Genomic DNA, 13,901 nt, shown 5'->3' on the forward strand with positions numbered 1-13,901 from the left:
AGGAGACGGTGACTAACAGGAAATGTGCCACGAGAGATTCAATGGCAGCCTGCGGAGTCGCTTGTGGCTGGCCTGCTCAGGCAATCAACCCGTTAGTGGCCAGCCAGGCAAAGTAGAGCGCCAGGCCGAAAACGGAGTGAATAACCAGATTTTGCAGCCTGACGACATTGGGCCTTGGCGCTTTGGATGCGCAAACCCCCAACCCCAGCCCGGGCTGCAAGATGAACCACGGTGATACGACAGTCACCAGACCAAAAACCCAGCCTGAGAGCAAAGTGGGCTCGTTTCCGAGCGCAAGGATTACAATTGCCGTGTACAACAAGGCATAGGCTATACCTATCAGGTAATGGAATACCCAGCCCAGCGCCAGTTCATGCTTTACCGGGGCAGCGGCGCTTATTGGATCATGAACAAATACCCCGCGCGGAACATGCCCCAGCCAACGCCCAACCATTGACCAGTTGGTGGTCGGTGTCCCCAGAAGTTTGTGCGACAGAGCGGCCCACAGATCAATCGCTACTGTGGCGACGACGCCAAGCACCAGAATGTGAATTATCAGCTCCATGACAGTGATATAAACCCTGAAAATGGACTATGCCTACCGCTCCAGGCAGGGTAGCGCGTCAGCGTGTACCGGCGCCGCAGCGCCCTTGCTGGCATGTTTTACCAGGAGCACTTGACGGCATGCAGTTCACTGCCTGCCACCTCCTGCATACTTTTAAATACCCAGTTATTAGCCGATGAAAAATTGGCCACCAGCGGCCCCAGATTGAGCAAAATTTCGGCGGCCTTTTCCCAGCTAACCGGGGTTTTTCTCACAACAGTTTCCAGGGAGGAAACACACGTAACAGGGTTTAGCCGTTCAGCAGTGATGATTGATTCGATAAGTGCCGACCTGTAAATGCTCATCCCGTCGCTGGTTTGGCTTGCATCATTATCAATCCTGAAGACCATCTTATGCCTTGTGTTCTCTGGATCGAGAAAGGTGACACTTAGGGAAGCTCCATCCTTGCACACACCCAGAGAAACGATGTCTTTAACCTCGGTATGCACTTTTACTCCTGACGCCTACAACAGTGATTGGCACACGCGCAGCGTGTGACAATCCCATTGCTTGTAATTGTTAGGCAAATGCCGCATTAACCCAATACCTCTGGGTTTAGTTGCCAAACAGAATAGTTGAGTGCCGACGCGAAGATCACCCATAGCAAATATGGAACCAGTAGTGCGCCTGCTAATGGCTTGATGCGCCAAAACGAAATGAGCGTTGCGATGAGAAGCGTAAAAAGTAGAAGAATATCTGCAAAGGCCAGCGCTCCGCGGTGCCAACCAAAGAAAAGCCAGCTCCACAGCGCGTTGAATGCGAGTTGCGCTAAAAAAATAATGAGCGCGGATTGGGCTGCACGAAAGCCGCCGATACGCCAAATTAGCCAAGCAGCAATACCCATTAATGCATATAGGGCCGTCCAGACTGGCCCAAAGAGCCAAGAAGGAGGAGCCCAATCGGGACGTATGAGTTGTGCATAGAACGAGCCGGCGTGAATTGATGCGGCAGCACCAATGGCTGCAGCAAAAAAGACAACCACCAGCCAGCAAACAAAACCGGTAACTTGGTACTGTTTTGTAAGCTGCTGCATCTGGACTCCGATTTTTCCTAACGCCTCAGGCTGGGGCCCGCGTTAGCGGGTCCCGCGCCTAAGGCGCCTTGCAGCCCTGACTTGCTATGCGTGTTTTTACTTACAGTGGTTTCACATTGTTTGCGCAAGGGCCTTTTTGACCTTGGCCCACTTCATAACTTACCTTTTGACCATCGTTCAAGGATTTATAACCACTAACCTGGATTTCAGAGTGATGGACAAACAAATCTTTTCCACCATCATCAGGGGTAATAAATCCAAAACCCTTGTCTGCATTAAACCATTTAACTGTACCTGTACTCATATCTTGTAATCTTCATTTATGGTGAGTTGAAAAAAATCCAGTCCACTATCACCATCGTGGAACTAGCATCGGGTAATTCGCATAACGACAAAAGCTGCGCGGCGAAGCCGCCTGCAGCCTTTACTTGTCAGGGGCGTGTTCAAGGCGCTCGGCCAGCCATACTTTGATGATGGACTGACGAGTAACTCCCAACCTGGCCGCCTCTCTATCGAGAGATACGATCATCCATTCGGGGAAATCTACGTTTACTCTACGCGGAGTCTGGTTCGGCCGTTTCAGGCTAGAAAGGTCCAAATCATCAATTATGTCTTCCTTGCCCTGGTCGAACTTTTTGTCGAAACCTTTAGCTTTCATAGAGTTCTACCTCAGCCTTTCGAGACCGCCTGACCGAAATTAATCGAATCGCCTCATCTCGATATGCAAAAACGGCGGACCAGTACTGCCCGTTGAAACGAGCAATTACGATGGATCTTGGTTCATCATCAGACCTTGCGGCCAACTCCACCAAGTTCGGGTCATCCCACAGGAGTTGACCCTGTTCAAAATCGATCCCATGCTTCTTGAGAGCAAATGCGCTCTTTCTTCGGTCGTACTGGAACTTCATCGTGGTATAGAAAATATACCATAATGGAGGCTGTGACAAGAGGTGGAATGTGCGGGAGGAGCCCCTAATGCTTCAAGCAGGGGCCGGCGTTAGCCGGTCCCGGCGCGAAGCGCCCTTGCTGCCTTGACTTGTTAAGTGCTACCACAAATTTACGTCCTTGTGTTCATTTGAAACCCACCTTTCCATGGCAGCAGTTGCAACGATACTAGCCACCGCAACTCCTATTCCATAAATTGCGATGATAGTGCCACCAATAATTCCCGTTATTCCTGCAAAATGGCCAGACATACCCGTGTCCTGTGAAGACAAGATGTCTGCAGAATCAAAAAAGATAAAACAACCGCTTGCACTCAAACATGCACCTATAATCACACCGGAAATTCTAGAAATATTTTTATTCATAGGTGGCTTACTAGAATTGCGCAGTCTATTCCGCCATACGAGCGCAATTAAACATACAACCCCCAGTAGCACCCATGCGATGATCATCGCGCCTGCACTTAACAGTTAAGTACATTGACGGGGCTAATTGTCACACATTCCTTGTTTGTCACCATTCCTGCTCCCCGAATTAGAAGTACTTCCCAAAAAATCAGTTACTTAGCATAGATCACTATTCAATTAGCCAAAACAATAGACGCCGCCATTCTGTAATTTCCATCAAATCCGGCCACGAAAATCGCATTCTCACTTTTTATTTTTTCTTGTGAATCATGTAGATAATGCTCTTCCTGGCAATATCCTGCTTCCAATTCCCCTGAAAAAGCCGATTGACCCACCATCACCTAGATGTACTGTATATAAAAACAGCACATCTAGGAGTGCCAAAATGGACGACATACGACAACCCATCCCCCTGGGATCGACAAAATTCACACATCTGCTGCGGCAGGACATGCGTGACAAAGGATATTCCTACCAGACCGAAAAAACCTATATGCACTGGATCAAACGATTCATCTACTTCCATCACAAAGCACATCCCCGCACTATGGGTGCGGAGCACATCAACCAGTTCCTGAGCCACCTGGGTTGCCAGCGTGACTGTTCGCCTGGGACACAACGCATTGCGCTGAATGCGCTCATCTACCTTTACCGCAAATCCCTGGGTGTTGACCTTGAGCCCCTGGACTTCGAGAAGGCACGACACAAACGCCGGCTTCCGGTAGTACTCAGCCACAGTGAAGTACAGCATATCCTGGCTGAACTCAGCGGCAGCTATCACTTGATGGTTTCATTGCTTTACGGGGCGGGCCTTAGACAGAACGAACTGCTCAGCCTCAGGGTCAAGGACGTCGATTTTGAGCTCAATACTCTGACAGTTCGCTCGGGAAAGGGGGATAAGGATCGCACGACGCTGCTTCCGCAAAGCTTGCACGATGCGCTTCATCGACAAATCGCCTCAGTTGCCACGCTGCACCGGCGTGATATCGAGGATGGCTATGGCGAGGTCTATCTTCCCCATGCCCTGGCGCGCAAATACCCGGGTGCGGACCGCGAAATCGGCTGGCAGTTTCTCTTTCCTTCTACCTGTATCGGTACTTGCCCCCGCTCCGGGGTGATGCGGCGCCATCATCTTCACCATACTTCGTTGCGCAAACATGTAACCCGGGCTCGCCGGGCCGCCGGTATTACCAAGCACGTGAAGTGCCATACGTTCCGCCACAGTTTCGCCACCCGGCTGCTACAGAAAGGCTATGACATTCGCACCATCCAGAAGCTTCTCGGCCACAGCGATGTAAAAACCACGGAAATCTACACCCACGTCCTCGGCCGTGGTGCGATGGGTGTCATCAGCCCGGTGGATGAGTAAAGGCAGCACGGTTGATGGCTATATTTGACGGAACACAAATACTGTATAAGTATACAGTTTATGTCAAGCTATGCCGAACTTCACTGCCTGAGCTGCTACAGCTTCCTGCGCGGCGCTTCCCATCCCCACGAACTGGTGGAACGGGCAGCCGCGCTCGGCTACGCGGCGCTGGCAATAACAGACGAGTGTTCCCTGGCGGGTATCGTCAAGGCACACGTGGCAGCGCGGGAGGTCGGCCTGAAATTGATTGTCGGCAGCGAATTTAAACTGGAGGAAGGCCTGCGCCTGCTTGCCCTGGTGCCCTCGCGGGCGGCGTATTCGGAACTGTCCGGCCTTATCACGCTGGCGCGCCGTCGCAGCCCCAAAGGTGAATACCGGTTGGCCCTGCGCGATGTGATATTTCACCTGAAGCGCTGCCTGCTGGTTCTCCTGCCCCATGGCAGCGAAGGCGAAGAAGACTACTGCAGGCAGTTGGCCCGCCTTTGCAAGGATCGGCTGTGGCTCGGCTTCAGCCACCAGTTGGGCAACAATGCGGCCTCGCGTTTCCTGCAGGTCCAGCAACTGTCCTCCGCACTGCAGGTTCCCCTGGTCGCCTGTGGCGACGTGCGCATGCACGTGGCGGCGCGCAAGCCGCTGCACGATGTCTTCACCGCGCTGCACCACAACACCAGCATCGGTCAGCTCGGCCGGCGGCGGCTGGCCAACAGCCAGGGCCACCTGCGCCCGGTGGAGCGCATCGCCTCGCTCTACCCTCCCGCCCTGCTGGCCGAATCCCTGCGCATTGCCGCCCTGTGCCAGTTCAGCCTGGAGGAACTGCGCTACGAATACCCCGAGGAAGTGGTACCCGAAGGCTGCGATGCCAGCAGCTACCTGCGCCAGTTGGTGGACGCAGGCGCCGCCTCCCGCTGGCCGGATGGCGTGCCGGAAGCCATACAGCAGCGCATCGATACGGAACTGGCACTGGTCGGGGAGCTCCGCTACGAGTACTACTTCCTCACCGTCCACGACATCGTCCGCTTCGCCCGCGAACGCGACATCCTCTGCCAGGGCCGCGGTTCGGCGGCCAATTCGGTGGTCTGCTACTGCCTCGGCATTACCGAGGTCTCCCCGCAGCAGATCTCCCTGCTGTTCGAACGCTTCATATCAAGGGAGCGGGACGAACCGCCGGACATCGATGTCGACTTCGAGCACCAGCGCCGGGAAGAGGTCATCCAGTACATCTACGGCAAGTACACCCGCCGCCGCGCCGCGCTGGCGGCCACGGTCATTACCTACCGCGCGCGCAGCGCGGTGCGCGATGTGGGCAAGGCCCTGGGGCTGGACCCGGTCTTCGTCGACGACCTCGCCAGGTCCATGGCCTGGTGGGACCGCACCGGCGACCTCGCCAAACGCTTCCAGGAACAGGGCGTCGCCGAGCACAGCAAACAGGCCGGACTGTTCTATGCGCTGGTCCAGCAAATTCTCGGCTTTCCCCGCCACCTCTCCCAGCACGTGGGCGGCTTCGTCATCACCCGCAGCCCCATCTCCACGCTGGTGCCGGTGGAAAACGCCAGCATGGACGAGCGCACGGTCATCCAGTGGGACAAGGAAGACATCGAATCCCTGGGCCTGCTGAAGGTAGATATCCTCGCCCTCGGCATGCTCTCCGCAATCCGCAAAAGCCTGCGCATGGTGCACCGCTACTGCCCGCAAATCCGCAGTATTGCCGACGTACCGAAAGATGACCAGTCGACCTACCGCATGCTGCAGCAGGCGGACACCATCGGCGTGTTCCAGATCGAATCGCGGGCGCAGATGTCCATGCTGCCGCGGCTAAAGCCGGCCTGTTTCTACGACCTGGTGATCCAGGTCGCCATCGTGCGCCCCGGCCCCATCCAGGGCGACATGGTGCACCCCTACCTGCGCCGCCGCCAGGGCCAGGAAGCGGTCAGCTATCCCTCGGATGACATCCGCTGCGTACTCGAAAGCACCCTCGGCGTACCCATCTTCCAGGAGCAGGTGATCAAGCTGGCGATGGTCGCGGCGGGTTTCTCCGGCGGCGAGGCGGACCAGCTGCGCCGCGCCATCGCCAACTGGGGACGCAACAGCAAGCTGCTCACCTTCGAACAGAAACTGACCCAGGGCATGATCGAGCGCGGCTACGACGCCGATTTCGCCCGCCGCCTGTTCGACCAGATCAAGGGCTTCGCCGGTTACGGTTTCCCGGAATCCCACTCGGCCAGTTTCGCCCTGCTCGCCTATGTCTCGGCCTGGCTCAAGCGCCATCACCCCGCCGCTTTCTATACCGGCCTGCTGAACAGCCAGCCGATGGGTTTCTACTCCCCCTCCCAACTGGTGCAGGATGCCCGGCGCCACGGAGTGGTGGTCCTGCCGGTGGATGCCAACCTCAGTGAATGGGAACACCAGCTGCTCGAACACACAACGCCCACCGCACCTGCAGCCGGGGATTTTCCCCCGGGCAATCACGCTATCCGGCTCGGCCTGTGCCTGGTGCGGGGGCTGAGCCGCGAGGGCGCCCTGCGGCTGGTAGAGGCCCGGGCCCAGGCCCCCTTTCGCCAGGTCAGCGACCTGCGCCGCCGGGCGCACCTGGACAAGCGCGACATGGAAGCGCTGGCGGACGCCAATGCCCTGGCCGCCCTCTCCGGCCACCGCCACCAGGCCCAGTGGCAAATCATGGCGCTGGAAGCCCCGCGCCCGCTATTGCGGGAAGAGGAGTTCCAGGGCGGCCGCTACTTCGACGACGGCATACAGCTCCCCGCCCCGGCGGTGGCGGAGGATGTGTTCTCGGATTACCGCGCCACCGGCCTGAACCTGGGCGCCCACCCCCTCAGCCTGCTGCGCGGCCAGCCGCCCTTCGACCGCTGCAAGCGCCACGCGGACCTCGCCCACATCGGCAACCACCGCTTCGTGCGCATCGCCGGGCTGGTCACCTGCCGGCAGCGCCCGGGCAGCGCCGCGGGGGTGGTGTTCCTCACCCTGGAGGACGAGACCGGCAACAGCAATGTGGTGGTCTGGAAACAGACCCAGGAACGTTTTCGCCAGGCCCTGCTGGGCGGCCAGCTGCTGCTGGTCACCGGCACCGTGGAATGCAAGGACGGCGTCATCCACGTGATTGCCGGCCGGCTGGAGGACCACACCCATGCCCTCAACGCCCTCAATATCAAATCCCGGGATTTCCACTAGACTGAGGGCAGCGGTACCCCTACGACTTTCCGAAGGAGAGACAGGATGCACCCGACTATAACCGGAACACTATCCGCAATTACCCTCGCGCTACTGGCTGCCGCGCAGGCCAGCGGTGAAACCCTGGACGACAAGATCGCACGGGCCCGTTCAGCGGCGCCCGCCGCCGTCAGCGCCGACGCCACCATCATGGTGGACGGCAAGGTGGCGGTTGAAGGCAGCAACGGCTGGACCTGCATGCCGGACACCATGCCGAACGACGGCGCCGCCATGTGCAACGATGCCGTATGGATGAAAATGATGCAGGCGATGGGCAGCAAGAGTGACTTCACCACCGACGAGGTGGGCATTTCCTACATGCTGCAGGGCGACCCGGAGGGCCACGGTGTAAGTAACTCGGACCCCTTCCACCCGGACCCGAACAACGCCCCGGACTACGTGGAAACCGGGCCGCACCTGATGATCGTGGTGCCCAAGGCACTGCTCAAGGGCATCACCAACGACCCATCAGGCGGTGGTCCCTACGTGATGTGGGGCGACACACCCTATGCCCATATCATGGTGCCGGTAGCGGAGTAGTTGTTGGCGATAGCGTTGGTGTTGGTGTTGGCGCTGGAAAAGGCCAGGATTCCTGGCCTCGCTGACATTGTGCCCAGCGCACTGGCACGGGCGTGGAATTCACCGCAAGTACGCGGCGGCCTGAATTACAGCTCCTTAAAATAGATGAGCTCGTAGTCCCGGTAGCCCGCCTCGCGGTAAAAGTCGCCGGCGCCCGCATTGGCGGCGAGGGAGGTCACCTGCACGCTGGCAATCCCCAGAGATTGCAGGTAGGCCTCGGCCTGCGCCATCAGCGCAGCCGCCGCACCGTGCCGGCGGCTGCGCTCTTCGACGAAGAGGTCGGTGACGATTCCGTAGGTCTTGTAGCGCTCGTACAGGTGGCGGGCGCCGGGGTACTCCGAGCCCACCATTACCACCACGAAGCCGACGGGACTGCCGTCCATCTCGGCAACATACACCCGGCCACGCTGCTGCTCACAGCAATCCAGCAGGTGGTCGAAATGTTCGGCGGCAATCTCGTCGCCGGGTGGGCGGGAGTGGTGCAGCGCCCGCTCGCAATCCTGCAGGCGCGCCATCATTGCCACCACTGCCTGCCGGTGCCTTTCCCCACGGTAATCGACGACCTCCAGCACCGGCCTACACCGCCTGCTGCTGGCCGCGGAAAAACATCACGGTCATCAGGATCATCCCCAGCAACACGGCAATCGAGGACAGGGCCAGCACCGGGTCGATACTCTCCGGCGCCACGAACATGCCGTACAGCAAAAACAGCCCGAGGGAGAGAACCAACACGCCCGCCTGGTGCAACACAAACTGCAGCGAGGACAATTTCGAGCGCACATCCCCCAGCCACAACTTGTAGCAAAGGCCGTAAACAAAAGACACCACAAAACCCGCGAGCATGATATGCGCGTGGGTGACCAACTGCCCGTGGTTCTTGGTAGCCGCCATGTAGATGCCCAGCAGCAGGCCGGCGATGGCGTAGAACAATGCTGAAATCACATACATCCTGCTCATACAGAACAAACCTCGAAGGTAGACGAAAAACGCCCCTGCGGATGCGGGGGCGCCAGTTAGGGGGAAGATAACCAGCCTCTCCCCCTTCCTGAATATAGCAGTTCTCCGGGCACCCTATATAAGCACAGATACATGCCGCCAGGCGCCCTCGCGGCCTGGCAAACGGCAGGGATTGCTGCGGCGCGAGCCGGGAGGAGCAGGAGCAGGAGCAGGAGCAGGAGCAGGAGCAGGAGCAGGAGCAGGTCAGCATGCACATCGCTCTGTGACCATTCTGTAACAATATTATTGCAAGATGCCCACAACCGCAGAGGCCTGAAAGGAGCCCCATGCAAGCGCAGAGGCCTGGAACCCCCAGTGCGGCGATCACCGCCACCATCACCCGCAACGGCGACCGGCCGCTGCATCACGTCGATGCACGCTACCTCTCATGGTCTATCGATATTTCCGTGTTCGCCGGGGGCTTCTGGTGGGAGGGCACCACCCGGGCACGCCGGGGCATCGGCACCAGCCGGCTTGCCCCGCTCTCGCTCAAGGGCAAGAAATTCAACCGGCTGGTTGCCGCGCTCGGCCCCGCCTACCTGCGCATCGGCGGCAGCGAGGCCGACAAGATTCACTATTTCGATTCCCCCCCCGGTGAGAGCAACAGCCTGGTGCTCAGCCGTGAGCAGTGGGATGCGCTGCACACGTTTTTGCAGCGCCACGACCTGAAACTGTTTTTTACCTTCAAGTACGGCCTGTTCCGCCGCCAGCAGCACGGCCGCTGGGGCGGCGGCGAAGTCGAGCAACTGCTGCAGTACTCGCGGGAGCGGGGCTACCGCATCGACGTGTTCGAACTGGGTAACGAACTGAACGCCTACTGGGCCTTCCACGGCCTGCGCGCGCAACCCGGCGCCAAAAACCTCGCCCGGGACTACCGCACCTTCAAGGTCCTGGTGCGCCGCTACTATCCCGAAGCGCGCGTTTGCGGGCCGGGCAGCGCCTTCTGGCCGCGGCTCGGGGAGACCATCCGGCCGATCAGCAACATCACCCCGAAATTCCTGCGCGAACTGGCGGGGGAGCTGGATATCGTCGACTGGCACTTCTACCCCTTCCAGAGCGAGCGCAGCCCGCTGCGCACCCTGCGCGCACGCCGCCGGCGCATGGTCGACCCGGCCAGTTTCGAGTACTTCGACCGCTACAGCCGGCAGCTGGCGGACCTGCGCAACCGGCTGCAGCCGCAGGCCGATATCTGGACCGGGGAGACCGGGTCCGCACAGTGCGGCGGCCAGCCCTATCGCTCCGATCGCTGGGTCTCCGGTTTCTGGTGGGCGGACCAGCTCGGCCAGGGCGCCCGGCTGGGCCAGAAAGTGATGGTGCGGCAGGCGCTGGTGGGCGGCGATTACGGCCTCATCGACCGCCTCAGCCTGAAGCCCCGGCCCGACTACTGGGTGAGCTGGATGTGGCGGCAGATGATGGGCACGGCGGTCTACCCGGTCAGCAGTTCGCTGCCCCATATCCGCGCCTACCTGCACGGCGCCGCCAGCGGCGACGGCCTGTGCCTGTTGCTGATCAACCTCGCGGCGCAACCGGCGGAACTGGCCCTGCAGGGCTTCGGCCCGGTCGGCCGCCGCTACACGCTGACGGCGAAATACCTGACCAGTCGCAAGCTGCGCATCAACGGGATCAAGCCGAAGTTGCGCAGCGGCGAGCTTGCGCTGGCCGACTTCCCGCCGGCCAGCGGCGCGGCGACACTGCCCGCCTACAGTATCAGCTTCTGGGAAATCCCCGGCGCGGCGCCGGGTCAGTACTCCACCAGTTCGATCTCGATTCCGTCGGGGTCGTAGAAATACAGCCGGCGACCCGGGTCGTAGGATTCCTCGCCCTTGATCTCCACCCCCATGTCCCACAGCTGGGCGCGGTAGCTGTCGAGGTCGTCCACCTCGAAACCGAGGTGGTTGAAACCGACCAGCGCATAGTCTTGCGGTGCCCGGCCCGGCTCGCCGGACTCGAACAGCGACAGGTAGGTGATGTCGTCGCCGATGTGGGCGGCGCGCCGGCCGGCGCCGGTGAGCCCTTCCCAGCGCACCTTGCCGCCGAGCAGGCGCAGGTAGAAAGCGACGCTGGCGTCGAGGTTGCTGACGGTGATGTTGGCATGTTCGATACGCATGGCATGTCCTCCTCTGTTTGCGTACACCGCCAGAGTACTGTGAGGCCAACGATATATCGCCTAAACTGCCAATATATTGACGGAATGCTAATCCGGGAAACCACCATGTCCGAACACGACCACGTCGCCGGCTACCTCGCCGAGAATATCGCCACCCTGCGCAGGCGCCGCGAATTGAGCCAGGAAAAACTCGCGGAGCTGGCGCAGATTCCGCGCTCCACCATCACCCACATGGAATCCGGCAGCGGCAATCCCTCGCTGACCAACCTGTGCAAGCTGGCGGCGGCGCTCGGGGTCAGCATCGAAACCCTGCTATCGAGGCCGCGCAAGGCCAGCAGCCTGCTGAAGAAAGATGCCGTGCCGGTGGAAAAACGCGGCAACGGCAAGGTGCAGGTGCACAAGCTGATGCCGGACAAGGTGCGCGGTATCGAGATCGACCGCATGGTTTTTACCGCGGGCGGTTCCATGGCGGGCAAGCCCCACCTGCAGGGCACCAAGGAATACCTGGTCACCCTGGAGGGTTGCGTGTCGGTGTCGGTAGACGGGGTGACCTGGCAGGTGGAAGCCGGCGATGTGCTCGCCTTTCCCGGCGACCAGAAACACGGCTATCGCAATTCCGGCAAGGGACCCGCGCAGGCCCTGAGCATCGTCCTGCCACTGCCCTACCCGACGGGCGGCTAGGGCTGGAGCTCGCACAGCGAAGCCGGACCCGGCATCGCTGTGTGCCTGGTTACCTACGGCGCCTGGCTGAAGAAATCCCAGATCACTTCCGCGGCGTCGAACTCGTGGCTGGTCGGCCCCAGCAGCAGCGGCAGGCTGAACGTCGGGTTGGGAACCGTGTGGCCGCCACCGATCACGCTGACCAGTTCCACCGTAGCCCGCCCCGGCGCCAGCCAGCGTTCGACTTCCACGGTGGTGCCATCTTCCGGCACGCGATCCGGCCAACGCGCGGTTTCCGGCGCACCGCCGTAACCGGCCAGTTCCGCCCAGTAGCGGCCGGTCTCCTGCATAGAGCGCACCGGGCCGCGGCTGTCGTCGCCGAGGATTTCCACCATGCCGCCGTTGTAGGGGTTCACCGGGTCCTCCGTGCCGTTGATCACCATGACCGATACCGCCTCGCCGGATTCCGCGCAACCGAGGTTCTCTGCCCTGGGCAGGTTGGCGGCCATGGGCGCGATACCGCGCACCAGGTCCGGCGCCTCCAGGGCCAGGCGGAAGGCCATGTGGCCGCCATTGGACAGGCCGGTGGCATACACCCGTTGCGGGTCTGCGCCGAAACGCTGCTCCAGTTCCGCCGCCAGTTGGCGCAGGAAGCCCACGTCGTCGATGTTTTCCCGGTTGGCGGCATAGCTGGCGCTGGCCCGGCAGTCGTTCCAGTGCCCCTGGTAACCGTCCGGATACACCGCGATGTAGCCGGCGCGCTCGGCTTCCACGTCAAAGCTGTAGAAACTCATGACGCGCATATCGTTCCCGCTGCCCTGGGAACCGTGCAGCACGAAGACCACGGGCGGATGGGTGCCCAGCGATGACGGCACATAGGCCCGCCAGGTGCGCTGCTTGCCCGCGTGCTCGATAGCCCCGACCTCCATCTGCCCGGCCAGTGCGGGCGGATCGATCACGTCGTAACGCAGGAACCACCAGCCGAGCAGGGAGATGCTGATCAGCGCCAGCACGAAGACCAGCGCAAGGAGTTTCAGGATTCGGGACATAGTTGTTGTTCTCCCGGGCAGGCCGCCCGTTTCACTTCAGTTTTCCGTACAGGTCGTACTCGGTAAATACCGCCTGGAGTTTACTGTCGTTACCGGAATCGCGCTGCCAGTTGCCGTGCTTGAGCGACCCGGCCTGCGAGCCTTCGATGGTGAGAAAGCGCTCCTTCCAGTCGCGCGGATCGTCCAGCCGGGCGCACAGCACACCGTTTTTCAGGCTCATCGCTTTCAGCCAGATGTCATCGGCACCGGGGCTCAGGCGCATGAACTGGTCGCGGTTCAAAACCTCGGCAGCCAGGGCGCCGGGAAAATACAGCACGCCGCAGACGCCGGTGGGAAACACCAGCGCGGATGGCGCGCCCCCGGCAGGGTTGGTCTGCCAGGACTGGTAGGGGGTCGGCCGCCCCTGCCGGTCGAGCGCCATGGTGTGGGCGCGGTGGGCATGGATGCAGTCGGGCCGCGCCAGCCACGCTTGGTACAGTTCTTCCACCATGTCCGGCGGATAGAGCATGTCGTCGTCCACGGTGACAATCAGGCTCCGCGGGCAACTCTCCAGGGCGTGGATGATCTTCTGGTAGGCGCCGATGTTTTCATCGCGAATCTCGATTTCCAGGCCCCTGGCCTGCTGCCGCTGCAGCAGCGCCGGGATGCCCCCGGCGGGAATATCCCCGGGGGACAGCCAGAGCACGATCCGGTCCGGAGGCAGGGACTGCTGCAGCAGGCTTTCGATCACCAGGTAGAGGTCGCGCATGCGCGGGGCATAGGAGGTCAGCGACACCACGATCTCGTGCCTGGCGTCGTTGCCGACACCGACCCGTGTGCTGGACAGCGCCTGCTGCTGCAACAGCGCGCTGTGCACCATCGACTTCAACTTGCGATTGTTGTTGCGGTCGTGCTGCTTCAGGCGGCGCTTGGCGAAGTAACTGATCATTC

At 60.5% G+C, this 13,901-nt stretch carries 17 protein-coding genes; 5 read left to right on the forward strand and 12 right to left on the reverse strand.

Going from position 1 to position 13,901, the window contains the following annotated elements; all coding sequences use genetic code 11:
- Nucleotides 1–76: 76 nt before the first annotated feature.
- The 7 genes from ACNKU3_RS17500 to ACNKU3_RS17530 form a co-directional block, all read right to left on the reverse strand.
- Complete coding sequence (locus ACNKU3_RS17500; protein ID WP_418260845.1) at nt 77–565, reverse strand: DUF2938 domain-containing protein; 489 nt, start codon at nt 563–565, stop codon at nt 77–79.
- Nucleotides 566–663: 98 nt separating this feature from the next.
- Nucleotides 664–1,053: a hypothetical protein gene (locus ACNKU3_RS17505; RefSeq protein WP_418260846.1), complete on the reverse strand. Its 390-nt coding sequence runs from the start codon at nt 1,051–1,053 to the stop codon at nt 664–666.
- An 86-nt stretch (nt 1,054–1,139) separates the two neighbouring features.
- Nucleotides 1,140–1,637, reverse strand: a complete 498-nt coding sequence (locus ACNKU3_RS17510; RefSeq protein ID WP_418260847.1) for a TspO/MBR family protein — start codon at nt 1,635–1,637, stop codon at nt 1,140–1,142.
- Between the two features lie 100 nt (nt 1,638–1,737).
- Nucleotides 1,738–1,941, reverse strand: coding sequence for a cold-shock protein (locus tag ACNKU3_RS17515; RefSeq protein WP_418260848.1), 204 nt, complete (start codon nt 1,939–1,941; stop codon nt 1,738–1,740).
- 120 nt (nt 1,942–2,061) lie between these two features.
- Entirely contained in the window at nt 2,062–2,295 is a 234-nt protein-coding gene (brnA, locus tag ACNKU3_RS17520; protein WP_418260849.1) for a type II toxin-antitoxin system BrnA family antitoxin, read from the reverse strand.
- Complete coding sequence (locus ACNKU3_RS17525) at nt 2,285–2,545, reverse strand: BrnT family toxin (protein WP_418260850.1); 261 nt, start codon at nt 2,543–2,545, stop codon at nt 2,285–2,287. Before ACNKU3_RS17525 ends, brnA begins: the two co-directional genes overlap by 11 nt.
- Before the next feature lie 138 nt (nt 2,546–2,683).
- Nucleotides 2,684–2,947, reverse strand: a complete 264-nt coding sequence (locus tag ACNKU3_RS17530) for a hypothetical protein (RefSeq protein ID WP_418260851.1) — start codon at nt 2,945–2,947, stop codon at nt 2,684–2,686.
- 427 nt (nt 2,948–3,374) lie between these two features.
- Between ACNKU3_RS17530 and ACNKU3_RS17535 the strand changes: the two genes are divergently transcribed.
- From ACNKU3_RS17535 to ACNKU3_RS17545, 3 genes are read left to right on the forward strand one after another with little or no spacing between them, the layout of a single operon-like run.
- Nucleotides 3,375–4,358 carry an integron integrase gene (locus ACNKU3_RS17535; protein ID WP_418260852.1) on the forward strand — a complete coding sequence of 328 codons (984 nt, stop codon included), beginning with the start codon at nt 3,375–3,377 and terminating at the stop codon, nt 4,356–4,358.
- 60 nt (nt 4,359–4,418) lie between these two features.
- Complete coding sequence (locus ACNKU3_RS17540) at nt 4,419–7,541, forward strand: error-prone DNA polymerase (protein ID WP_418260853.1); 3,123 nt, start codon at nt 4,419–4,421, stop codon at nt 7,539–7,541.
- Between the two features lie 45 nt (nt 7,542–7,586).
- Entirely contained in the window at nt 7,587–8,120 is a 534-nt protein-coding gene (locus ACNKU3_RS17545; protein ID WP_418260854.1) for a hypothetical protein, read from the forward strand.
- Nucleotides 8,121–8,245: 125 nt separating this feature from the next.
- Here the strand turns inward: ACNKU3_RS17545 and ACNKU3_RS17550 are convergent, their stop codons facing one another.
- Together ACNKU3_RS17550 and ACNKU3_RS17555 are read right to left on the reverse strand one after the other, a co-directional pair.
- Nucleotides 8,246–8,731: an N-acetyltransferase family protein gene (locus ACNKU3_RS17550; protein WP_418260855.1), complete on the reverse strand. Its 486-nt coding sequence runs from the start codon at nt 8,729–8,731 to the stop codon at nt 8,246–8,248.
- Nucleotides 8,732–8,735: 4 nt separating this feature from the next.
- Nucleotides 8,736–9,116 carry a TonB-dependent receptor gene (locus ACNKU3_RS17555; protein ID WP_418260856.1) on the reverse strand — a complete coding sequence of 127 codons (381 nt, stop codon included), beginning with the start codon at nt 9,114–9,116 and terminating at the stop codon, nt 8,736–8,738.
- A 326-nt stretch (nt 9,117–9,442) separates the two neighbouring features.
- Here ACNKU3_RS17555 and ACNKU3_RS17560 point away from each other — a divergent pair, with 326 nt between their 5' ends.
- Nucleotides 9,443–10,939, forward strand: coding sequence for a glycoside hydrolase (locus ACNKU3_RS17560; protein WP_418260857.1), 1,497 nt, complete (start codon nt 9,443–9,445; stop codon nt 10,937–10,939).
- Here ACNKU3_RS17560 and ACNKU3_RS17565 read toward each other — a convergent pair.
- The gene (locus ACNKU3_RS17565; RefSeq protein ID WP_418260858.1) at nt 10,897–11,262 is read right to left on the reverse strand and encodes a VOC family protein; all 366 of its coding nucleotides are present in this window, start codon (nt 11,260–11,262) and stop codon (nt 10,897–10,899) included. The genes ACNKU3_RS17560 and ACNKU3_RS17565 overlap by 43 nt on opposite strands.
- 105 nt (nt 11,263–11,367) lie before the next feature.
- Between ACNKU3_RS17565 and ACNKU3_RS17570 the strand changes: the two genes are divergently transcribed.
- Nucleotides 11,368–11,943 (forward strand): helix-turn-helix domain-containing protein, encoded by a 576-nt coding sequence (locus ACNKU3_RS17570; RefSeq protein WP_418260859.1) that lies wholly within the window; start codon nt 11,368–11,370, stop codon nt 11,941–11,943.
- A gap of 53 nt (nt 11,944–11,996) precedes the next feature.
- Here ACNKU3_RS17570 and ACNKU3_RS17575 read toward each other — a convergent pair whose 3' ends face one another.
- Nucleotides 11,997–12,971: an alpha/beta hydrolase family esterase gene (locus tag ACNKU3_RS17575; RefSeq protein ID WP_418260860.1), complete on the reverse strand. Its 975-nt coding sequence runs from the start codon at nt 12,969–12,971 to the stop codon at nt 11,997–11,999.
- Nucleotides 12,972–13,002: 31 nt separating this feature from the next.
- Nucleotides 13,003–13,899: a glycosyltransferase family A protein gene (locus ACNKU3_RS17580; RefSeq protein ID WP_418260861.1), complete on the reverse strand. Its 897-nt coding sequence runs from the start codon at nt 13,897–13,899 to the stop codon at nt 13,003–13,005.
- Between the last annotated feature and the right edge of the window lie 2 nt (nt 13,900–13,901).

The organism is Haliea sp. E17 (assembly GCF_048323675.1).
GTDB lineage: Bacteria > Pseudomonadota > Gammaproteobacteria > Pseudomonadales > Halieaceae > Mangrovimicrobium.

Coding starts and splice junctions, on each gene's coding strand:
- ACNKU3_RS17570 (WP_418260859.1), top strand. CDS start 11,368: ATGTCCGAACACGACCACGTCGCCGGCTACCTCGCCGAGAATATCGCC.
- ACNKU3_RS17565 (WP_418260858.1), bottom strand. CDS start 11,262: ATGCGTATCGAACATGCCAACATCACCGTCAGCAACCTCGACGCCAGC.
- ACNKU3_RS17500 (WP_418260845.1), bottom strand. CDS start 565: ATGGAGCTGATAATTCACATTCTGGTGCTTGGCGTCGTCGCCACAGTA.
- ACNKU3_RS17510 (WP_418260847.1), bottom strand. CDS start 1,637: ATGCAGCAGCTTACAAAACAGTACCAAGTTACCGGTTTTGTTTGCTGG.
- ACNKU3_RS17540 (WP_418260853.1), top strand. CDS start 4,419: ATGTCAAGCTATGCCGAACTTCACTGCCTGAGCTGCTACAGCTTCCTG.
- ACNKU3_RS17515 (WP_418260848.1), bottom strand. CDS start 1,941: ATGAGTACAGGTACAGTTAAATGGTTTAATGCAGACAAGGGTTTTGGA.
- ACNKU3_RS17580 (WP_418260861.1), bottom strand. CDS start 13,899: ATGATCAGTTACTTCGCCAAGCGCCGCCTGAAGCAGCACGACCGCAAC.
- brnA (WP_418260849.1), bottom strand. CDS start 2,295: ATGAAAGCTAAAGGTTTCGACAAAAAGTTCGACCAGGGCAAGGAAGAC.
- ACNKU3_RS17575 (WP_418260860.1), bottom strand. CDS start 12,971: ATGTCCCGAATCCTGAAACTCCTTGCGCTGGTCTTCGTGCTGGCGCTG.
- ACNKU3_RS17555 (WP_418260856.1), bottom strand. CDS start 9,116: ATGAGCAGGATGTATGTGATTTCAGCATTGTTCTACGCCATCGCCGGC.
- ACNKU3_RS17535 (WP_418260852.1), top strand. CDS start 3,375: ATGGACGACATACGACAACCCATCCCCCTGGGATCGACAAAATTCACA.
- ACNKU3_RS17530 (WP_418260851.1), bottom strand. CDS start 2,947: ATGAATAAAAATATTTCTAGAATTTCCGGTGTGATTATAGGTGCATGT.
- ACNKU3_RS17560 (WP_418260857.1), top strand. CDS start 9,443: ATGCAAGCGCAGAGGCCTGGAACCCCCAGTGCGGCGATCACCGCCACC.
- ACNKU3_RS17545 (WP_418260854.1), top strand. CDS start 7,587: ATGCACCCGACTATAACCGGAACACTATCCGCAATTACCCTCGCGCTA.
- ACNKU3_RS17525 (WP_418260850.1), bottom strand. CDS start 2,545: ATGAAGTTCCAGTACGACCGAAGAAAGAGCGCATTTGCTCTCAAGAAG.